The organism is Streptomyces sp. NWU339 (genome assembly GCF_003143855.1).
Classification (GTDB): domain Bacteria; phylum Actinomycetota; class Actinomycetes; order Streptomycetales; family Streptomycetaceae; genus Streptomyces.
Map to the genome: position 1 here is coordinate 84,371 of NZ_QFRK01000034.1, position 18,603 is coordinate 102,973.

Below are 18,603 nucleotides of genomic sequence, written 5' to 3' on the forward strand. Positions count from 1 at the left end.
TTCCGGCGCAGGTAACTGAGGATGTTGACGTGGTTGAGGTTGCACGGCGGCGGTGCGGACGCATCCTTGCCACCGGCGTGTGCCCGAAAAGAGCCGGTGAAGTCCTGCTTTGAGAGCTGCGCGATGCAGTCGTGGGCGCCCTCGAGCCCGACCTGCATGCTGTACGGCCGGAAGGCGCGGCGTATGGCCGGCGCTGCCCCTCCGCGCCGGGCCGGTTGAAGCCGCAGAACGGCTCCGCCGGCTCCCGGTAGTACTGTGAGCGGTCGCCGTCGACGCCCGCGCGGATGGCGTCGAACGCCTCGATGGGCAGCCCTTCGGGGTTGGCGTCGGTCCTGAGCATCAGCGGCGGTACCGCGCCCGGCAGGACCGTTGTCGCGACCCGTTCGGTGTGATGCCTGCCGATGTAGCGGGCCACCTCGCTGCCGCCAGTGGAGTGCCCGACCAGGATCGCGTCCCGCAGGTCCAGGCTCTCGATCAGCCGGGCCGGGTCGTCGGCGGTGATGTACCCCATGGTTTCGGCCGTTCGTCTCGCTGGGCTCATGTCCCGGGCCGATGGCGCGCGGCGACCCGCTGTCCCGGCTCGCGCGGCGGCGCCGGTGGGCCGGGCCGGTCAGGCTCGGCTGCTCTGCCGGCGCTTGCGGGCCGACCAGACCAAGGCAGTGCCCAGCCCGATGGCGGCTGCGGCGGCGCCGCTCAGGACGGCGGGGTGGAGTTCCCGGTGCGGGCCAGGCCCGGGGTGTGGGCCGGGCTCGGGGTACCGGCCGCGTCGAGGATCAGGTCCGTCACGGCGTCCGGGGCGGTCAGGTAGACGGCGTGCGGGGCGTCGACCTCGACGGTATGGGCCCGGGCGCGTTCGGCCATGAAGCGAAGGTTGGCGGTGCCGATGGCGCGGTCGTCGGTGCCGACCAGGAACCAGCTGGGGATGGTCTTCCACGCCGGGGCACCGGACTTCTCGGTGGACGTGGCCGGCGTCGCGGGACGCTGGGAGGCGGCGGCCACGGCCGCCTCGGCGGGGCTGAGCCGGTTGCTGAGGAAGACGTCCCGGAACTTGTCGGGCTTGATGTAGAGGTCCACCGCCCCCTGGTCCTTGGGGATGGGCACGGCGTTGAACGCGGCGGATTCGTCGGTCAGTCGGCTGCCGGGGAACTTGGCGAGCAGCTCGGCCGCCGACTCGCCCTTCTCCGGGGCGAAGCCGGCTATGTAGACCAGGGAGGTGACGTTGGGGTTTCCGGTCGCGGCGTTGGTGATCACCGAGCCGCCGTAGGAGTGCCCGACCAGCACGAGCGGGCCTTTGATGCTTTTGAGGAACGCGGCGAGGTAGGCGGAGTCCTGGGACAGGCCGCGCAGCGGGTTGGCCGGCGCGACGACCCGGTAGCCGCGCTGCTGCAGGGCGCCGATGACCGGCCTCCAGCCCGAGGCGTCCGTGAAGGAACCGTGCACCAGGACGATGGTGGGCCTGTCGCCCGCGGTGTTCCCCCCCAAGGGGGCGGAGGCGGCCGATGCGGTCTGCCCGGGTATGACCGTGGCGGAGAGGGCGAGCGCGGCGGCGCCGGTGCGCCAAGCGCTGGGGAGGGATCGGGGCATGGTGGGCCTCTTTTCCTCGGCCGGGGGTGGCCGTCGCTGCTCACTGTGTCCGGCCGCCGGCCGTCCGGCGCGGTGATGCTGGGCTGATCAGGTGACGCCACTGCGACGGTCCTTGCGAACCCGCGTTCCTTGCGAACGCGCGTTGCTCCTGGCCACCGTTGGCGTCCGGACAGCCCGCAGGCCGAGCGAGGATGAGAAAACCTCAGGATTCCCGAAGCGTCCTCATGATCATTTTGCTGTAGCGGTACCGAGCGCCAAGAAATCGCCTGGTCACGACCACTCCAGACCACCTGAGCAGGTCACCGAGCCCGCCTGGCAGACCAGGCCAAGCCGGTACCTGATCACTGCCGACGACAAGATGATTCCCCCGTCCGCCCAGCGCACCATGTCCGGGCGAGCCGGCTCGACCACCATCCATGTGTCACAGCCGGCCCCAGTGGCCGGCCTCATCGAACAGGTCGCCTCCACGGTTGCCGCGCCGCAAGAGCGAAGGCCAGGATCGTGCTGTGGCCGGAGTCCACACGAGCCGGCTGCGACTGCTGTCCGCCCGCGCGACTCGTTCCGTGGCCCTGTCCCGGCGCCTGTGTGCTGTGGTCGGCGTCTTGTGCCGGGTGCTCACCTGGCTCGGCGCGCGTGATGGGACCGGGGCTGGTGTGCTGGTTGTGGGGGCCGTCGTGCTACCGGGGAGAGAGCCAGATGAGCACTTATCGTGTCGCGCAGGTGGCCGCCGCCGGCGGTCCGTTCGAGATCGTCGAGCGTGAGGTACCGCGGCCGGGCCCCGGCCGCATACGGATCGCCGTGGACGCCTGCGGGATCTGTCACAGCGACGCCGCTTTCGTCAACGCGATGCTGCCGGGCGTGCGGTTTCCGCTGGTCCCCGGGCATGAGATCGCCGGGCGCATCGAGGAGCTGGGGGAGGAAGCAGACAGCGGTGGCCGGCAGGTGGGCGACCGGGTGGCGGTCGGCTGGTTCGGCGGCAGCTGCGGCCACTGCACGCCTTGCAGGCAGGGCGACTTCATCGTGTGCGAGAACCTGAAGGTCCCTGGAGGGGCATACGACGGGGGTTACGCCGAGACGGTGATCGCACCGGTCGATGCCCTGGCCAGAATCCCCGACGCCCTGGTGGCGACCGATGCGGCGCCCATGGCCTGCGCGGGGGTGACCACCTACAACGGGCTGCGGCGCAGCTCCGCACGGCCGGGCGACCTGGTCGCCGTACTCGGCATCGGTGGCCTCGGCCACCTGGGGGTGCAGTTCGCGGCCGCGATGGGCTTCGAGACCGTGGCCATCGCCCGCGGAGCCGACAAGGCCGACTTCGCCAAGGAGCTCGGCGCGCACCACTACATCGACAGCACCGCGGACACTTCCGTCGCCGACGCGCTCCAGTCCCTCGGTGGCGCCAGAGTAGTGCTGGCCACCGCCGCCAACTCCGAGGCCATCACGGCGACCGTGGAGGGGCTCTCTCCCCGCGGCGAGCTGGTGATCATCGGTGCGGACGCCGCTCCGCTGGGAATCAGCCCGAACCAGCTGCTCATGAGCGGCAAGATCATCCGAGGCCACCCGTCCGGCACCGCGCAGGACGTGCAGGACACCATGGCGTTCAGCGCCCTGCACGGGATCCGGCCGATGGTCGAGAGCGTGCCGCTGGACCAGGCCGACGAGGCGTACCAGAGGATGATGTCCGGCGCCGCCCGCTTCCGGATGGTGCTCACCACTCACTGACGCTGTGCGTGCCGATTGATGATCCGCCCAGCTCAGACCGCATGCTTGAGCGGACCACGGCTCCATCGCCGCCGACCGCGCCGACCAGCGCGAACCGGAGCCGGCCGACGAGCCCCGGCAGCCGTGGACGGAGATGGCCCAGGCCGCGCAGCGACGGGGCGAACTGGACCTGATAGCAGCGCTGCCATGAGAGAGAGTGAGGGAGTTGACGGCCGGGTTGCCTGTGCCGTTCGGAAACGCGTCGCTGCTGGTCAGGCGGTCGCTTCGTCGTATGTGGTGCGGGTTTTGAGGCATCCGTGGAGGATGCCGACGAGGCGGTTGCCGAGCTGGCGGAGGGCGGGGTTGTAGCCGGCCTCGCGGGCTCGCTGCTTGTCGTAATAGCGGCGGGCTCCGGGTGAGGCACGCAGGGCGGAGAACGCCTGGGCCTGCAGGGCGTCGGCGAGCCGGTTGTTGCGCACGAAGCGGGCCTGGACGGTGTGGCTCTTGCCGGAGGCCCGGGTGATCGGGCTGGTGCCCGCATAGTTCTTCCGGGCCTTGGCGGAGCTGTAGCGGGTGGGGTCGTCTCCGAACTCGGCGAGCGCCCGGGCGCCGGTGACCGCTCCGATGCCGGGCATCGAGAGGTAGATCTCAGCGTCCGGGTGCGCGAGAAAATGCGCCCTCACCTGCGCTTCCATTTCGGCTATCTGCTCGTTCAATGCGATCAGCAGCCGTGCGTGGGCGATGGTGGTGGCCGCATAGGCGGTAGTCACCGGCTCAGGCAGGGTCAGGTGCTTCTCGCGCAGCGCGGCGGTGATCGTGGCCGCTTTCGCCGTCCGGTTATGCCGGCGGTGCCGGGCCAGGACGGCGGTGATCTGGGGGCGGGTCAGCTTCGCCGCCGCTGCCGGGGTGGGGGCCTTGATCAGCAGCTCCAGGGCGTCCGTGCTGGTCAGCGTGAGGTCGGCGTAGGCGTTCAGGGCGGCCGGGAAGTACTCGCGCAGGGTGTTGCGCAGCCGCTGGAAGGTGCGGGTACGTTCCCAGATGAGGGTCTGGTGGGCGCGGGCGACGACCTTGACGGCCTGGGCCTGCTCGCTGTCCCCGGCGATCGGCCGCAGCTGGTCGCGGTCGATGCGGACCATGTCGGCCAGCGCGTGGGCATCGCCCTTGTCACTCTTGGCTCCGGAGGTGCCGTACCGCTCCTTGAACCGGGCGGCCTGCCTCGGGTTGATCGCGTAGACCTGGTAGCCGGCGGCGAGCAGCGCCTGTACCCAGGGGCCGCGGTCGGTCTCGATCCCCACGATCACCTCGGTGGCATCGAGGTGATCATCGCCGTGCTTCGCGACGAGTTCATGGAACTTGGCGATGCCCTCGATACCTTCGGGTAGCTTGGCGGCGGCTAGTTTTCGGCCGGTAGCGTCCTGGATCTCGACATCGTGGTGGTCTTCGGCCCAGTCATCGCCGATCAGCAGCAACTCGTCCTCCTGGTCAGGTACTTCACTACTCGTGCAGCCTCCGGAAGACACGGCACGCGGCCTAATGGATCCAGTGCTCACGCCCCACTCGGCGGGCACGCCACCCCATCAGCGGTCTGGCCTCCCGGCCGACCAGCAGGGGCACGGTCTGACCACAGAGCTCGAACGGCTCCGGCAGCGGAAGTGCTCACCTGCTGGCGGCTACGGCACCGAGTCTCACCGACCCGGCAGCTCCCATTAGGCTGCGTATCCGTACTCGTTGATGACGCCGCCGAGTACTCGGGTGCGGAGGAGTCGGCGCGCGGCCAGGTCGGTCGGGGGCGCTGGGTGCTTGTGGSCGAGGGGTGGAAGCTGTCCCCGGGCCTGGTGCGGGCGATGACGGTTGTAGTGCCGGGCGTAGGCGTCCAGGGCCTGTCGGGCGTGGGCCTCGCTGCATATCAGCAGGTGGTCGAGGACCTCGCGCCGCAGGGTGCCGATGACCCGTTCGCMGTGCGCGTTCATCCGAGGAGCTCGCGGCGCGGTCCTCACGAYCTCGATGTCGTCGGCCGCGAAGACYGCATCGAAGGACTCCGTGTCCTGCGCGTCCCGGTCGCGGAGCAGGAAACGCAGCGAGTCGGCCCGCACACCCAACTCGAGGGCCRGGTTTCTTGCCTGCTGCACCGTCCAGGGCCCGGTGGGATGGGCGGTCACGCCGGCGATGTGCAGGCGGCGCGTGCCGTGCTCGAGGAAGACCAAYGCGTACACCCGGCGCAGATCGACGAGATCGATGTGCACGAAGTCGCAGGCGATGATGCCCTCGGCCTGCGCGGTCAGGAACTCACGCCATGTCGGCCCGCCGCGGCGCGGGGCGGGATCGATTCCGGCCGCCGTCAGGATCTCCCAGACCGTCGTGGCGCCGATCGAATGCCCCAGACGAACGAGTTCACCTTGGATCCGACGGCAGCCCCACCGCGGATTCTCCCGGGCCAGCCGCAGCACCAACGCCTTCACCGCGCTCGCGGTCGGCGGCCTGCCCGGCCTGCTCCGGCGCTTGCTGTAGTCCCACTTGCGCACGATAAGTCTGCGGTGCCACGCCGGCACAGTTGCAGGCGTCACCGGGAAAACGCGCGCCCACCGACGCCGCGGGATCAGCGCAGACAACGCCGCGAACCACAGCCGGTCCGCCGGCGCATACCGCACCGGTCCCTTGAGCTGCCTGCGCAGCACCGCGTTCTCATGCCGCAGCACCAGCAACTCAGCATCCTTTGCCGCGCGTCGGCGTAGCAGCACCGCCGGGACCGACAGCAGCTTCCGCGCCACGTGATACACCAGTGAGACGAGCATCCGGACAGGGTTCCAGGAGCTCATAGTGGCGCGCCAGACCCACTCCGAGCAGCAGCGATGAGTTTCCGAACGGCACACGCTGTCACGTTGGCTGAGCGGGTGGGGTGATCTTCTGGTTGATCATGCGGGAGGGGTTGTCCGTGGACAGCGCGTCGCCGTCGTACCAGGGGCACCGGTACCCGGTGCAGATCATCGCCCACTGTGTGTGGCTGTACTTCCGCTTCCCGCTCAGCTTCCGCAAGGTCGAGGAGCTGATGCCCGGGCGCGGCGTGACTGTCTCACACGAGACGGTGCGGCGCTGGTGTGTGAAGTTCGGGCAGCAGTACGCCGGCGCGTTGCGCCGCCGTCGGCCCCGGCCCGGCGACACATGGCATCTGGACGAGGTCTTCGTCAAAATCAACGGAGAGAGACGTACCTGTGGCGGGCCGTGGCCCAGAACGGCACCGTCCTGGACATCCTCGTGCAGAACCGGCGGGACACCGCCGCAGCCCGGCGGTTCTTCCGCCGCCTGCTGCAGACGACCCGCACGGTGCCCCGGGTGATCGTCACTGACAAGCTCCGCTCCTACGGCGCCGCCCACCGCCAGGTCATGCCCTTGGTCGAGCACCGTTCGCACCAGGGCCTGAACAACCGGGCCGAGAACAGCCACCAGCCCACCCGGCAACGCGAACGCGCGATGAAAGGCTTCCGCAGCACCGGCGGGGCGCAGCGGTTCCTGGCCGCGTTCAGCGGCATCTCCCCCCACTTCCGGCCCCGCCGCCACCTGATGACCGCACACGACTACCGAGACGACCGCCCGCTTCGCCATCTGGGACCAGGTCACCGGAGTTGCCGGCCTGTCCAGCATCCCTTGAACACGCGGCCGGAACCCGGCTTCGCCACGCCCCGACGCACCCCAAGCACCTCCTCACTCAACAACGTGACAGCGCCTGCCCCGCGCATCGGTGGGCAGTCCACCGGGCACGCCGGGCAGCGGTCTGCTGAAGGGAACGGAGCGGAAAAGGGAACGGACTGGATCGACTCGCATGTCTCTCGGAACCGCGTACGGCACGCCGCCTCATTCCCTGCCGTACCTGGTCCACGCATGCAGCTTGTCCGGGTTGGCCACCAGCCACAGGTCGGCGATCAGACCGTCGCGGATGCCCATGGACAGGACGGCGACCGTGGTGCCGGCGATGCGGACGGACAGGCCCGGGGCGCCGTTGACGTCGTCCTCGACGAGTTCCACCTCCGGTTCCTGGCGCAGGAGGCCGAGGACGAGGCGGGCCACCTTGTCCTGGCCGAGTACGGGACGCAGCGCCGCCCGCACCTTGCCGCCGCCGTCGCTGCGCGACTCGACGCCGGGGTCGAGCAGATCGACGAGAGCGCCGAGGTCACCGGTCTCGCACGCCTCGCGGAAGGCGGAGACGACCCGCCGGTGCTCCGGCGTCGTGCTGCTGCCAATCCGTTCGCGGGCGAGGCGCCTGCGGGCGGAGGAGGCGAGTTGGCGGCAGGCCGCGGGGGTACGGCCCACCGTCTCGGCGATCTCCGTGAACGGCACGCCGAAGACGTCGTGCAGGACGAAGGCGACGCGTTCCGCGGGCGTGATCGTCTCCAGGACCACGAGCATGCCCATGCTGACGGATTCGTCGAGGGTGATCCGGTCGGCGGGGTCGCCCGCGTCCGCGGCGCCGGTGCTGCTCCACGTGGCGCTGTGCCGGACGGGTTCGGGCAGCCATTCACCGGTGTAGCGCTCCCGCCGCACCCGCGCGGAAGCGAGGTGATCGAGGCAGATGCGCGAGGCGACCCGGGTCAGCCACGCCTCCGGGGCCGCGATCGCCTCCCGGCCCTCCTCGGAGAGGGCGTACCAGCGCGCGTACGTCTCCTGGACGACATCCTCGGCCTCCTGCACGGACCCGAGCATCCGGTAGCCGAGATTGAGCAGGTGGCGGCGCTCGGCCAGGAGAGAGTGGAGGGTGGGGGCGGGGTCGGATTCGGCGTCGGAGGGCGTGGGCATCCGCTCGTCATCCCCTTCCGGCGGCCGGGGCGGTGTCGGCCACGTGGCGGGCGAGCCATGCGTCGAAGGTCTGGCTGCCGCGCGGTCCCTGGCCGGTCGGCAGCAGTCCGTCACCCTTCATGGCCCGGCCCGTGGCGCCGGGGAAGGTGACCGGCAGCAGCAGTCGCCGCTCATTCCGGGCCCGTAGCAGGCGGCGTGTCAGGTCGACGAGTTGCTCGACGGCCGGCCCGGCGAGATCGGGGGCCATACCTTGCGCGGGGGCGAGGGCGAGGCGGACCAGATGCTGAGCCACCTCGCGGGCGGCGACCGGCTGCGTCCGCATCCTGGGCACCACCGCGAGCGGTCTCGGCACCCGGTCGAGCGTCTGCTGCGCGAACTCGTGGAACTGGGTGGCGCGCAAGACGGTCCACGGCGTCGGGCCGTTGCGCACCACGTTCTCCTGGCGCAGCTTGCCCTGGTAGTAACCCATGCCGACCCGGTCGATCCCGACGATCGACAAGGCGACGTGGTGTCCCACCCCGGCCCGCGCTTCGGCGTCCAGGAGTTCGCGGCTGACCCGCTCGAAGAACGCGCACGACTTCTTGGCGCTCGTGGTGGTCAGGTTGCTCACGTCGATGACCGCCTCGACGCCCCGCAAGGCGGCGTCGAGCCCCGCCCCCGTCGTCAGGTCCACCCCTCGTGAGCGGGCGAGCACCACCGGCTCGTGTCCGGCCGCGGTCACCTCCTCGACCACGAGCCGTCCGACCAGCCCGGTCCCTCCAGCCACCGCGATCCGCACGCCGATCCTCGCCTTCGCCGTCGTGTTCTCGTACGTCACCGTGTGCCGTTCCGTCGTACGGGGCCGAGCGGCACCAGGAGCGGAACGGAGACGAGCACCAGCGCGGACAGGGACAGGACGTTGAGCACCTGGTCGCGCGTCCCGTACATGCCGAGATGTTGTACGTGATAGCTGAGGTGGAGCACGTTGAACACCAGCCACACCGCGCCCGTGATCTGGACCAGCCGGTTGTTGCGTACGTCCCGCAGAGCGATCAGCGTCAGCGCGGCCAAGGCCAGGAACATCGCTCCGGTGTCCTTGGCGAGGTGCTCGTTGTACGGGCCCAGCTGCGGGAGCCAGCTCAATCCGAACCCGGGGAAGTTCTCGTGCCACGTCTCCGGTGCGAAGTAGGCCCACGCACCAACGTACAGGGCAGTCACGATCAGCAGGCCGAGACACCCGTAGCGCAATTTCGTGTTCATGCTTCTACGACGAGACAGCGCCGTCCGATGTGAGGTCCAGTCCTCTCACATTCTTCGGCCCGGCTAGCGGTGGTTTGTTAGACCGGGGAGTAGAGGCTCACGGTGTGCCCGGTGGTGACCGCGTCGATCAGGSCCYGGARCTCGGTCGGCGGGGGCGCGTTGGACCAGGCCCGCCACCAGCGCTGCAGCGCGACCGCGGGGGTCAGCCAGCCGCGGACGGCGCGGATCGCYYTCGGCCGGCACGGCGGGGCCGATGCGKTCCCCCCTCTCTCCGGCGTCGGTGTCCGATGCCGGTGCCGACGTCGCCTCAGGTCCCGGGTCGGTGAGCCAGGTCTCCCAGCAGAAGGTGAACGCGCAGTTGGCCAGGGCCTGGTGACTGGGGGTACCCCCGGCCGAAGGCTGGGGGAGGATCGCGACATCGGAGCGGACCTGGAAGTCGGCCCAGCCCAGCTCGTCCTTGACCTGCTGGTAACCCTGCTCGATCCAGTTGCGGATGCCGTAGACCCGCACGATCTCGGCCAGGTTCGCGGGCGGGTAGGGGGACTCGGCGGCGCGGGGCGAGCCGGGCCGGGGCAGGTCGGTGGCCAGGTACCAGGTGGCCTTCTCCGGCAGGGTGGCCGGGTCGGTGGTGGCCACCACCAGCCGCGTCAGGCCGTCCGGCCCCCAAAAGCCGAGCGTGGCATCGGCGGCCCACCAGATGGCGATGTGCCCGTCGCGGAAGGTGCGCACCACCGCGGTCCAGTCCCCGGGCTCCCCGGGGCCRYKCCAGGCCGGCTCGCGGGCGGCATCCACCGGGGTGCGGGCCTGGTCGCCGTAGGCCCAGATGCCGCRGCGGCGCTTGACGGCCATGACGAACGGCACACCGGCGGCGTGCAGTTCGCASCGGAAGTCGTCCAGGTCGCCGTAGGCGCCGTCGGCCACCGCCGCCCGGAAGGGGAATCCGGCGGCCCGGGCCCGGCCGGCTGGGCGGCGATCTTCCACTTGGTGCGGAAGGCCGGGTCGCTGCGGCCCCGTTCGAAGTGGTGGGCCGGGGTGTACGGCACCGCGTGCAGCGGATAGTACAGGCGCTCGTCCGCCCACAGCGTGGTCACCGTGACCACGGCGTTGTCGGTCTTGCCGTACCGGCCCAGCCACTGCCGCCCGACGTGCGCGRTCGCGGCGCCGTCCTTGCGGTCCCCGGAGTCGTCGATGACCAGCACCCCCTCGGCGTGCGGGACCGTCGCCGGATCGGCCCGCAGCAGCTCCAGGCGCCGGGCGTCGACCCGCTCGGGGTCCCAGGGCGACTCGGAGAGGAAGAACTGCAGCCGCTGCACCGCCGGATGCTGGGCACCGGTCACMGGTTCGGCCCCGGCCAGGGCCGTGAGCATCTTGTTCCGGTCCCGCGGCAGCAGCAGCCCGGCCAGGTACTCCCGGAACCCGCGCCGCTGCGCCAGCGAGGAGAAGAGGTCGTCGAATTGGGTCGCATAGCCCTCCAGCGGGCCCGGGGCCGGCGGGCACGGACGCCGCGCAGTCACCATCAGGACCACCTCCGAGCAGGGAAAACCCCTACCCATTGGCCTACTGCACGCTCCGCCCAAACTCAACAAACCACCGGTAGCGCCGACAGCGACGCCAGACGACGAACCCTCCCAGCCAGCCGTTACACCTCACGAGCGGTGTCGAGCATGAGGCGGCGTAGCCGGGTGAGTTCGGCTGCGTCCCGGCGGTCGGCTTGACGTACTTCCACGGTGATCTTCCCGCCTCTCGACAGGCTGTCGGGTGATGGGTGGGTTCGGTGACGAGGGTTTGCTGCTGCCCGGGTGATGCCAGGACGCTCATGGGGCAGGAGCGTTCTGGGTAAGGCAGGCGTTGATCTTCTTGTCCAGCTCTGTCATGGTGCGGTCGAAGGCGTGCTCGAGGTCCACGTTGTGCAGGTGGGCCAGGACGAGTACCGACCACAAGCAGTCGGCGAGCTCGTGCTCCAGCGAGGCCCGGCCGCCTGGGTTCTCTCGTGCCCCTTCTTCGGCCATGACGAGCTTGGCCAGGTCGCCGACGTCGCCCATGAAGCCCAGCATGAATTCACTGCGTGTCCAGACGCGGCCGCGCTCACGACGGTTCAGTTCGTCATACAGGCCGTGGATGTGCATGGCCCGGTGCTTCAGGCGGTCGAGGTCCATGAGGTCCGTCCCTTCGAATGCGTGTGCTCAGGCCGAGAAGTACCGGCCCAGTACCTGGTGCAGGTAGTCCGCGCAGGGGCCAAGACGGGTGGTATGCCCGGCCGAGGACACCAGCGCGATCTTGTCGAGCTCGGCTGCGTCCTGGCCGGTCCCGGACATGCTGAGGTGCGCATGTTGGTGCTGCGCGAGTGCGCTGGGCCTGGGCGGGTCGAGGAAGTGGAAGCCGAGGCTGCCGAAACGTCTTCCGCGGGTGAGGCCCCAGAACCGCAACTCGTGGTCGGGGATGTGGATGCCGGTCTCTTCGGCGAGCTCGCGGGTGGCGTGCTGGCGCAGTGTGTCCATGTCCAGGGGATGTCCGGGCGGCGGCGGTTCGGCCGAGCCGCCGGGCAGCGTCCAGCGGCCGGGCGCCGCCGTGACAGGGGAGCCACGTCCGACCACGAGTCCGTCCTCGGTGGGGAGTAGAACCGTGACGAAGACGGAGCCGGGGACATCGTCCGCCGGTCGGAGGTGTCGCAGGGCTCTGTGCCGGTAGGTCATCCTCGCCCAGCGCACCGTCAAGCGGTTGGGGTCCGGTCGGTCGATTCCGAGACACGCGACGAGGGGACCGTCGAAGGTTGCCGGGTTCCGGGCCGCGGTTGCCGCCCAGAGGCGGTCGACCTCCCGTTGTTCCCAGAGGGACAGAGCAGGGGAAGGGTGCTCGACGAGGTCGATGTGTTGCGTGTCGACGAACTCCACGGGCAGCGGTGCCGGTGTGGTGTTGGACATCGGCGTGGCCATGTACGCGATGGGCGGGAGCCAGTTTTCACTCAAGGGCACCTCCGGAATTTCGGTCGAAGGTTCATGACGGGGCCGCCGGTGTACCGGGCAAGGCTGGTGACGAGGGTGCTGGTCAGGCGACGGCATTGTCAGGTTGGCTGCGGGCCTGCCGATACGATGATCTTCGGGTTGGCTTGCCGGGTCCGGGGAGGGACAGCATGGAGGCCGCAGCTCCGTCGTACAAGGGCTTCCGCTACCCGGCGGAGATCATCGCGCACGCGGTGTGGCTGTACCACCGCTTCCCGCTCTCCTTCCGGGAGGTCGAGGAGCTGCTGCTCCAGCGAGGCGTGATCGTCTCCTACGAGACGGTCCAGCAGTGGTGCGCCAGGTTCGGGCCCGAGTACGCCGCCGGGCTTCGCCGCCGCGGGCCGCGGGCCGGTGAAAGGTGGCACCTGGACGAGGTCTTCGTGAAGATCAACGGGGTGCAGTACTACCTGTGGCGGGCCGTCGACCAGGACGGCACCGTGCTGGACATCCTCGTGCAGTCCCGGCGCGACGCGAAGGCTGCGAAGCGGTTCCTGACCAAGCTGATAAGGAAACAGCGCCGGGTGCCACGGGTGCTGGTCACCGACAAGCTCCGCTCCTACGGCGCCGCCCACCGGGAGCTGATGCCCTCCGTCGAGCACCGGCAGTCGAAGTACCTCAACAACCGGGCGGAGAACAGCCACCAGCCCACCCGGCAGCGCGAACGCGCCATGAAGGGCTTCCGCTCCGCCACCGGGACACAGCGGTTCCTGTCTGTGTTCAGCGGCATCTCACCGCACTTCAGGCCCCGGCGCCACCTGCTCACCGCCGCCGAACACCGCCTGGAGATGACCATCTGCTTCGCGATCTGGGCCCAGGTCACCGGCACGGTCGCTGTACCCACAGCGGCGTTACCCAGGGCCGGCACGGAGCCTGTGCCGCTCGAAAAGTCGTCGTCGCCGGTCAAGCGGTGCAGCGGTACTCGCTGATCACGCCGCCGAGGAGCCGGGTCCGCAGCACCCGGCGGACCTCGCGGGCGTGCCCTGCAACGCCGGACCGTTCCTCGGCGTCGGGCGGTAGTCGGCGACGGGCCCGGTGAGGGCGGTACGCGGTGAAGTGCCGTGGGCGGGCGGCCCGGACGTGGCGGACGGGGGCCCCGTTCACGATCAGGAGGTGGTCGAGCATCCCGCGGCGGATGCTGCCAAGGATCCTCTCGCCGTGGGCGTGCAGCCGAGGAGCCCGCGGGGCACTCAAGAGCACCTCCAGCCCCCCCGGCCGCGAAGACCGCGTCGCACGCCACACCGTAGGTGCTGTCGCGGTCACCCAGCAGGAACCGCACCGCCGCCCTGCGCCGGCCCGGGGCGGCGGCGGGATTCCGCGCCGGTGGCACGGCCCCTCCCGGGTCGGGCGGTGCCTTTCGGTGCGGTGCGGGCGCCTCGGGCCGTGCCCGGGGAACGCCGGTGCGTGCCGCCTCGGGCCGAGCACGGTGTCGATATGGAGGAAGGCCGCCGCGAGGATGCCCCGGCCCGGGCGGCCAGGAACGCGCGCCGGGTCGGGCCGGCACGACGCGGCGCCGGGCCGGTGCCCGCGGCGGGGAGGATCTCCCCCACCGTCGCGGCGGCGATCCGATGCCCGGGTCGGGCCGACTCCCCCCGGGGATGCGCCGGTGCCCCCACCGCGGATTGTCCCGGGCCGGCCGCAGCACGAGCGTCCTGACTGCCGCTGGGGTGGGTGGGTGTCCGGGGCATCGGCGTGCGGTGTGATCCCCCGTGGCGGCGACGAGTTTGCGGTGCCGGGCGGGCAGGGTGGCGGGGGTGACCGGGAAGACCTTGCGCCGGTGTCGCCGGGGCACCGACGGGACGGACGGCAGCCTCCGGGCCACCCGGTACAGCAGGGACACGGTCACGCGGACATGCTCCCAGGGCCGAACCGCACCACTTCCACCTGCGCCGACGACTTTTCGAGCGGCACAGGCAGCGACGGGGCTGGATCACCTGCGATCCGACGATTGGCATCGAGCGGCGCCCAGCCCCGCCGGACCGCACCAAGGCCCTGGCCGCGAACCAGATCGCCGCCCTGTGGCGGCTGGACGCGTCGCTGCGGGAGAAGACGTTCTGGAAGATGCTCTACGAATCAGCGGCCCGAGCCGACGAGGTGCTGTGCCTGAACGTGGAGGACCTGCACCCGCAGGACAAGCGCGGCAAGATCACCGCCAAGGGCGGGGCGACCGAGTGGATTCACTGGCAGTCCGGCACCGCCCAGCTCTTGCCCCGCCTCATCGCCGGCCGCACCCGCGGGCCGCTGTTCCTCACCGGGCGCAGGGCCCCGGCCGGGACGCCGACGCTGGACGTGTGCCCGGAGACCGGTCGGGCCCGGCTCTCCTACCGCCGGGCCGAGGAGATCTTCGAGGAGAACACCCGACTGCCGGCCAACCCGCTCGCCTCACCCGAGGACATCGAGGACCTGGACGGCTTCACGCTGCACCGGCTCCGCCACAGCGCCCTCACCCACGACGCGGAGGGCGGCACCTCCACCCCCATGCTGCTGGCCCGCGCCCGCCACGCCTCGGTCCGCTCACTGGAGCGGTACGCCCGCCCCGGCGTCGACGCGGTCGCCCGACACGTCGCTGAGCGCGACCCCGCCGCACGTCGCCGGACATGACCAGGGCGGACAACGACGCAGCGGTCGTCGCGCCCCGCCCCGAGCACGCACGTCGCCGTCTACGCGGCCGGGGTGAGTTCGGCGCGGCCGAACAGCAGGGCGTAGCCGGTGGGGAACTGGTGGAGGATGCGGGTGATCAGGTCGGGGCTGGCGTAGGCGGCGACGGCGGAGAAGACGGAGCCGGTGTCCCAGCGGGTGGTGGCCAGGGAGGCGCCGGTGCGGGCGGCGAGGTCCTTGACGAAGGCCCAGCCGGTCAGTGGCTGGGTGTCGGGGATCTGCGCGGTCAGCACGCGTGCGGCCTCCAGGGGCAGGCAGGCGGCCAGGTCGACGCGTGCGTCGCCGGTCAGCTGGCGTCCCAGTCCGGCGAGGACGAGGCGGACGACTTCGTCGGCTTTCTCGCGGGTGGGGTAGGCGCCCTCGTAACGGACCTTCTCCAGCATCTGCTCGTATGCCGTCCCGTACGGCTGCTGGGGCGGTGTGTGCAGGTCGGAGATCACTGGGGGTGGTTGCCTTTCTTGCTGTGGCCGGTGTTCGGGCACCGGGTGCGGGATGGTCAGGTGGGCTGGGGGCGGCCGAAGAGCAGGTCGTAGCCGGCGGGGAGCTGGAGCAGGATCTGGCCCATCAGGTCATCGCCGGCGGCGTCGGCGACGGTGGACAGCACGGCGCTGACGTCCCAGGCGGCGGTCTGCTCGGTGGCGCCTTCGATCCACGCGGCGGTTGCGCGGACGAACCGCTCCGGGGGTAGCGGTTCGGCGCTCTGCAGCGGGTTGAGCAGGATCAGAGCGAACTCCTCCGGCAGGCGCGCCGCCAGTTGGGCGCGGACGTCGCCGACCAGGTGCGCGCCGAGGAGGGCGAGCACCACGCGGGCTGCGCGCTCGGCTTCCTCCCAAGTGTCGTACTCGCCGCGTTCCTTTACGTGGCCGAGGAACGCCTCGCGTCGCAGAGTCATCTCGGCCGCCCCCTTCTTCTTCGGACTGCCCACGGGGGTGCGGAGGGCGGGATGAGGGGGAGATCAAGTGTCCGCCCTCCGCACCCGTCCGGCCGGTGTCAGCCGGAGATCTCCTTGCGGCCGGAGCCGACGCCGATGGAGATCTTGCGGGGCTTGGCGCGCTCGGCGATCGGGATGCGCAGGGTGAGCACGCCCGCGTCGTAGTCGGCCTGGATGTGCTCGGTGTCGAGGGTGTCGGCGAGCACGATCTGGCGGGAGAAGACACCCAGCGGCCGCTCGGACAGCTCCATCTGCACGTCGTCGGCCTTCGCCACCGGCCGCCGCTCGGCCTTGACGGTCAGCATGTTCCGCTCGACGTCGATGTCGATCGCGTCCGCGGTGACGCCGGGAAGGTCGAAGGCCACCACATACTCGTCGCCCTCGCGGTAGGCGTCCATCGGCATCGCCGACGGGCGGGACCAGGTGCCCGGGCCCATCATCTGCTGCGCCAGCCGGTCCAGCTCACGGAAGGGGTCAGTGCGCATCAACATCGTGAAAACACCTCCAGCAGGTTCAGGCAGTTGCTGCCAATGCGCCTCACTGACACCGTTGTAACATGTCATCCATTGGATGACAAACAAGATGTCGTCTACAAGATGACAGTGAGAGGGAGGTGCCCGTGACCACAGCCGACGAGCCGTCCACGACCAGCACGAATGCCCACAGCCCGGTGTCGTTCCTCGCCGCCGCGGCAGCCCTTAACGCCATAGACGACGCCCTACGCAACGCCCGGCGAGAGTCGCTGGACACCCCGGATGCGCCCGGCCCCGGGCCGGAGCAGGCGCTGGCCTCCCTGATGCTGCTGCGGCAGGTCCGCGAGCAGCTCGCCGGATGGGAGACCGGCCTGATCGAAACCGCCCGCCACGCGGGAGCCAGCTGGGCCGACCTCGCCCACCCCCTCGGCGTCGCCAGCCGCCAGGCCGCCGAACGCCGCTACCTGCGCGGCCGCCCCGGCCCCGCCGGAACCACCGGCGAACAACGCGTCCAGGCCACCCGCGAACGCCGCGCCGCCGAACGCACCACAGCCACCTGGGCCCGCCGCAACGCAGCCGACCTGCGCCGCATCGCCGGCCAGATCACCGCCCTCACCGATCTGCCCACCACGGCCCGCCTCCCGCTCAGCCAGCTCCACGCGGCCCTTGCCCACGACGACCCCGCCGAGCTCATCCGCCCCCTCAACGACACCCGCCCCCACCTGACCACCACCCACCCCGACCTCGCTGCACAACTCGACACCCTCACACCCCCCTGAACCCATCCGTTGCCCCAAGGCGTGCGCGAGATCCGCCTGCCGCCGCTTGGCACAACTCTGCGCCTCTTCGCGCGAGGAGCTGGTGAGCAGGGACCGCCATGTCTTCTCCCCTCCGGGCTGCCCCGTTTATCACATGGGGTGATGCTCTGGGCTTAAACAGAAGATCGCCTCACGCTGCCCCAGGGCACCTGGCACCGTCGCGCGCGAGTCACGCCGACGATCAAGGAGCAGGCCGGTGCCCACCAACTTTCTGAGCGAAGAACAGCGCAGGCGCTTCGGTCACTTCACCGAGGACCCGGACGAGGGACAGCTCGCCGGGTCCTTCCTGCTGGATCAGACCGCACGGCGCCGGGCGATGGCCGCCCGTGGCGCGCGCAACAGGATCGGCTGGGCCGTCCAGCTCGGCACCGTCCGCTACCTGGGCACCTTCCTGAACAACCCCACGGACAGAAGGGCGAACTCAGGCAGGCATACAGGGAGGGCCAGGAAGACCAGCTCGGGGCACTGGGACTGATGCTCAACATCGTCGTCCTGTGGAACACGGTCTACCACCAGAAGATCATCGACGAGATGCGGGCCGAGGGCATCCACGTCCGTGACGAGGACGTCGCCCGCCTCTCACCGCTCAAATTCGCCCACATCAACTTCCACGGCCGCTACAGCTTCGCACTGCCAGGCGAGGTCCAGGGCGGACAGCTCCGCTCCACCGCCAAGCCCGAAACCGCCTCCATCACGATCTAGGAGGACTCCCCAGCCAGCTCGTCCCCGCCCGCGCGCTGGGCGAGCCGGTAACGGACCTTCTCGTGCGACAGACCCACCTGGCCACCGATCTGCCGCAGCCCCCACCCCTCGGCCTTCGCCGCAGCCATCCCCTCATCCAAGGCCGCATCCGTCACCTCCTCCAGCGCGGCCCGCAGCTGGACGACCAGCCGCAGCCGGATCGCCGGGGCCAGTTCATCCAGGCCGCCGCAGAACCGCGCCACGTCCGCCTTCAGGAATCCGATCGTCGGGTCGTCGCTCACCCGCCCCACCCTGGCAGCCCCACTCACACATTGTCAGAAGTTTTGACAGCTACGCCGATTCTCTGTTCCGTTCCTACTGGGACCCCCAGTACCGCCGGGACCTCGATTGACATCCTCGCCCCCGTGAACGGGGGCGATTCCCGCCTACCGTGCCGTGGAAGGCTGCGGTGTCGGGTGGGTTCCCGCTTCGCTGCGCGGTGCCGGGACGAGTCCCGGTCTTACCTGCGCTCCACGGGCTGACACGGCCAGTCCGGCCGCCTTGGCGATGTTGACCGCCGCGTTGATGTCCCGGTCCAGGACGGCCCCGCACGCCCCGCAGGTCCACACGCGGACGTGCAGAGGCTTGGGGCCGTCCTGGACGCCGCACTGCGAGCACACCTGCGAGGTGGGCTCGAAGCGGCCGATCCGGACGAAGACGCGCCCGTACCGGGC

At 70.5% G+C, this 18,603-nt stretch carries 20 protein-coding genes and 4 pseudogenes; 7 read left to right on the forward strand and 17 right to left on the reverse strand.

Annotated elements, in window-relative coordinates; genetic code table 11:
- Positions 1-95: 95 nt before the first annotated feature.
- Positions 96-496 (reverse strand): annotated as a pseudogene (locus DIZ27_RS46555) (alpha/beta fold hydrolase); the annotation flags it as partial.
- 197 nt (positions 497-693) lie between these two features.
- Positions 694-1,584, reverse strand: coding sequence for an alpha/beta fold hydrolase (locus DIZ27_RS30815; RefSeq protein ID WP_258308611.1), 891 nt, complete (start codon positions 1,582-1,584; stop codon positions 694-696).
- Between the two features lie 696 nt (positions 1,585-2,280).
- Here DIZ27_RS30815 and DIZ27_RS30820 point away from each other — a divergent pair.
- The gene (locus DIZ27_RS30820) at positions 2,281-3,306 is read left to right on the forward strand and encodes an alcohol dehydrogenase (RefSeq protein WP_109381708.1); all 1,026 of its coding nucleotides are present in this window, start codon (positions 2,281-2,283) and stop codon (positions 3,304-3,306) included.
- Positions 3,307-3,557: 251 nt separating this feature from the next.
- On the opposite strand, the gene DIZ27_RS30825 is transcribed toward DIZ27_RS30820, so the two are convergent.
- A complete protein-coding gene (locus DIZ27_RS30825) occupies positions 3,558-4,754 on the reverse strand; it encodes an IS110 family transposase (protein WP_109381709.1) in 1,197 nt (398 codons plus the stop codon).
- A gap of 237 nt (positions 4,755-4,991) precedes the next feature.
- The gene (locus DIZ27_RS30830; protein ID WP_109381710.1) at positions 4,992-6,077 is read right to left on the reverse strand and encodes an integrase core domain-containing protein; all 1,086 of its coding nucleotides are present in this window, start codon (positions 6,075-6,077) and stop codon (positions 4,992-4,994) included.
- Positions 6,078-6,199: 122 nt separating this feature from the next.
- On the opposite strand from DIZ27_RS30830, the pseudogene DIZ27_RS30835 reads away from it, so the two are divergent.
- Positions 6,200-6,852, forward strand: a pseudogene (locus tag DIZ27_RS30835) (IS6 family transposase); the annotation flags it as partial.
- Between the two features lie 282 nt (positions 6,853-7,134).
- Here DIZ27_RS30835 and sigJ read toward each other — a convergent pair.
- The 7 genes and pseudogenes from sigJ to DIZ27_RS30865 form a co-directional block, all read right to left on the reverse strand.
- Positions 7,135-8,073 (reverse strand): RNA polymerase sigma factor SigJ, encoded by a 939-nt coding sequence (gene sigJ, locus DIZ27_RS30840; RefSeq protein WP_109381711.1) that lies wholly within the window; start codon positions 8,071-8,073, stop codon positions 7,135-7,137.
- Positions 8,074-8,080: 7 nt separating this feature from the next.
- A complete protein-coding gene (locus tag DIZ27_RS30845) occupies positions 8,081-8,890 on the reverse strand; it encodes an SDR family oxidoreductase (protein WP_258308612.1) in 810 nt (269 codons plus the stop codon).
- Complete coding sequence (locus DIZ27_RS30850; RefSeq protein WP_109381712.1) at positions 8,887-9,312, reverse strand: hypothetical protein; 426 nt, start codon at positions 9,310-9,312, stop codon at positions 8,887-8,889. The genes DIZ27_RS30845 and DIZ27_RS30850 overlap by 4 nt, the downstream gene beginning before the upstream one ends.
- A gap of 63 nt (positions 9,313-9,375) precedes the next feature.
- On the reverse strand, positions 9,376-10,293 hold the full coding sequence (locus DIZ27_RS47580; RefSeq protein ID WP_258308613.1) for a transposase: 918 nt from the start codon (positions 10,291-10,293) through the stop codon (positions 9,376-9,378).
- Between the two features lie 41 nt (positions 10,294-10,334).
- Positions 10,335-10,865, reverse strand: a pseudogene (locus tag DIZ27_RS47585) (transposase); the annotation flags it as partial.
- Positions 10,866-11,126: 261 nt separating this feature from the next.
- Positions 11,127-11,468, reverse strand: a complete 342-nt coding sequence (locus DIZ27_RS30860; protein ID WP_109381713.1) for a MazG nucleotide pyrophosphohydrolase domain-containing protein — start codon at positions 11,466-11,468, stop codon at positions 11,127-11,129.
- Between the two features lie 27 nt (positions 11,469-11,495).
- Entirely contained in the window at positions 11,496-12,278 is a 783-nt protein-coding gene (locus DIZ27_RS30865; protein ID WP_181383759.1) for an NUDIX domain-containing protein, read from the reverse strand.
- A 164-nt stretch (positions 12,279-12,442) separates the two neighbouring features.
- Between DIZ27_RS30865 and DIZ27_RS30870 the strand changes: the two genes are divergently transcribed.
- Complete coding sequence (locus DIZ27_RS30870) at positions 12,443-13,237, forward strand: IS6 family transposase (RefSeq protein ID WP_375232017.1); 795 nt, start codon at positions 12,443-12,445, stop codon at positions 13,235-13,237.
- Here DIZ27_RS30870 and DIZ27_RS47590 read toward each other — a convergent pair.
- Complete coding sequence (locus tag DIZ27_RS47590) at positions 13,212-13,502, reverse strand: hypothetical protein (RefSeq protein ID WP_258308614.1); 291 nt, start codon at positions 13,500-13,502, stop codon at positions 13,212-13,214. The two genes, DIZ27_RS30870 and DIZ27_RS47590, sit on opposite strands and share 26 nt — an antisense overlap.
- Before the next feature lie 843 nt (positions 13,503-14,345).
- On the opposite strand from DIZ27_RS47590, the gene DIZ27_RS30880 reads away from it, so the two are divergent.
- A complete protein-coding gene (locus tag DIZ27_RS30880) occupies positions 14,346-14,909 on the forward strand; it encodes a site-specific integrase (protein ID WP_258308618.1) in 564 nt (187 codons plus the stop codon).
- 59 nt (positions 14,910-14,968) lie between these two features.
- Here the strand turns inward: DIZ27_RS30880 and DIZ27_RS30885 are convergent, their stop codons facing one another.
- The 3 genes from DIZ27_RS30885 to DIZ27_RS30895 all read right to left on the reverse strand — a co-directional run bounded on the left by DIZ27_RS30885 (position 14,969) and on the right by DIZ27_RS30895 (position 16,388).
- Positions 14,969-15,349, reverse strand: coding sequence for a DUF2267 domain-containing protein (locus tag DIZ27_RS30885; protein ID WP_375232019.1), 381 nt, complete (start codon positions 15,347-15,349; stop codon positions 14,969-14,971).
- Between the two features lie 113 nt (positions 15,350-15,462).
- On the reverse strand, positions 15,463-15,858 hold the full coding sequence (locus tag DIZ27_RS30890; protein WP_109381730.1) for a DUF2267 domain-containing protein: 396 nt from the start codon (positions 15,856-15,858) through the stop codon (positions 15,463-15,465).
- Positions 15,859-15,956: 98 nt separating this feature from the next.
- Positions 15,957-16,388, reverse strand: coding sequence for an Hsp20/alpha crystallin family protein (locus tag DIZ27_RS30895; RefSeq protein WP_109381717.1), 432 nt, complete (start codon positions 16,386-16,388; stop codon positions 15,957-15,959).
- A gap of 128 nt (positions 16,389-16,516) precedes the next feature.
- Here DIZ27_RS30895 and DIZ27_RS30900 point away from each other — a divergent pair, with 128 nt between their 5' ends.
- The 3 genes and pseudogenes from DIZ27_RS30900 to DIZ27_RS30910 form a co-directional block, all read left to right on the forward strand.
- Positions 16,517-17,149, forward strand: coding sequence for a type III effector protein (locus tag DIZ27_RS30900; protein WP_109381718.1), 633 nt, complete (start codon positions 16,517-16,519; stop codon positions 17,147-17,149).
- Between the two features lie 235 nt (positions 17,150-17,384).
- Positions 17,385-17,663 (forward strand): DUF4158 domain-containing protein, encoded by a 279-nt coding sequence (locus tag DIZ27_RS30905; protein ID WP_181383760.1) that lies wholly within the window; start codon positions 17,385-17,387, stop codon positions 17,661-17,663.
- Positions 17,591-17,890 (forward strand): annotated as a pseudogene (locus DIZ27_RS30910) (Tn3 family transposase); the annotation flags it as partial. The gene DIZ27_RS30905 and the pseudogene DIZ27_RS30910, both read left to right, overlap by 73 nt.
- Here the strand turns inward: DIZ27_RS30910 and DIZ27_RS30915 are convergent.
- Together DIZ27_RS30915 and DIZ27_RS30920 are read right to left on the reverse strand one after the other, a co-directional pair.
- The gene (locus tag DIZ27_RS30915) at positions 17,887-18,171 is read right to left on the reverse strand and encodes a hypothetical protein (RefSeq protein WP_109381721.1); all 285 of its coding nucleotides are present in this window, start codon (positions 18,169-18,171) and stop codon (positions 17,887-17,889) included. The pseudogene DIZ27_RS30910 and the gene DIZ27_RS30915 sit on opposite strands and share 4 nt — an antisense overlap.
- 144 nt (positions 18,172-18,315) lie before the next feature.
- Positions 18,316-18,603, reverse strand: a 288-nt coding sequence (locus tag DIZ27_RS30920; protein ID WP_146229018.1) for a zinc ribbon domain-containing protein, incomplete at its 5' end; no start/stop codon positions are given.

Coding starts and splice junctions, on each gene's coding strand:
- DIZ27_RS30895 (WP_109381717.1), bottom strand. CDS start 16,388: ATGTTGATGCGCACTGACCCCTTCCGTGAGCTGGACCGGCTGGCGCAG.
- sigJ (WP_109381711.1), bottom strand. CDS start 8,073: ATGCCCACGCCCTCCGACGCCGAATCCGACCCCGCCCCCACCCTCCAC.
- DIZ27_RS30815 (WP_258308611.1), bottom strand. CDS start 1,584: ATGCCCCGATCCCTCCCCAGCGCTTGGCGCACCGGCGCCGCCGCGCTC.
- DIZ27_RS30850 (WP_109381712.1), bottom strand. CDS start 9,312: ATGAACACGAAATTGCGCTACGGGTGTCTCGGCCTGCTGATCGTGACT.
- DIZ27_RS30860 (WP_109381713.1), bottom strand. CDS start 11,468: ATGGACCTCGACCGCCTGAAGCACCGGGCCATGCACATCCACGGCCTG.
- DIZ27_RS30885 (WP_375232019.1), bottom strand. CDS start 15,349: ATGCTGGAGAAGGTCCGTTACGAGGGCGCCTACCCCACCCGCGAGAAA.
- DIZ27_RS30890 (WP_109381730.1), bottom strand. CDS start 15,858: ATGACTCTGCGACGCGAGGCGTTCCTCGGCCACGTAAAGGAACGCGGC.
- DIZ27_RS30820 (WP_109381708.1), top strand. CDS start 2,281: ATGAGCACTTATCGTGTCGCGCAGGTGGCCGCCGCCGGCGGTCCGTTC.
- DIZ27_RS30870 (WP_375232017.1), top strand. CDS start 12,443: ATGGAGGCCGCAGCTCCGTCGTACAAGGGCTTCCGCTACCCGGCGGAG.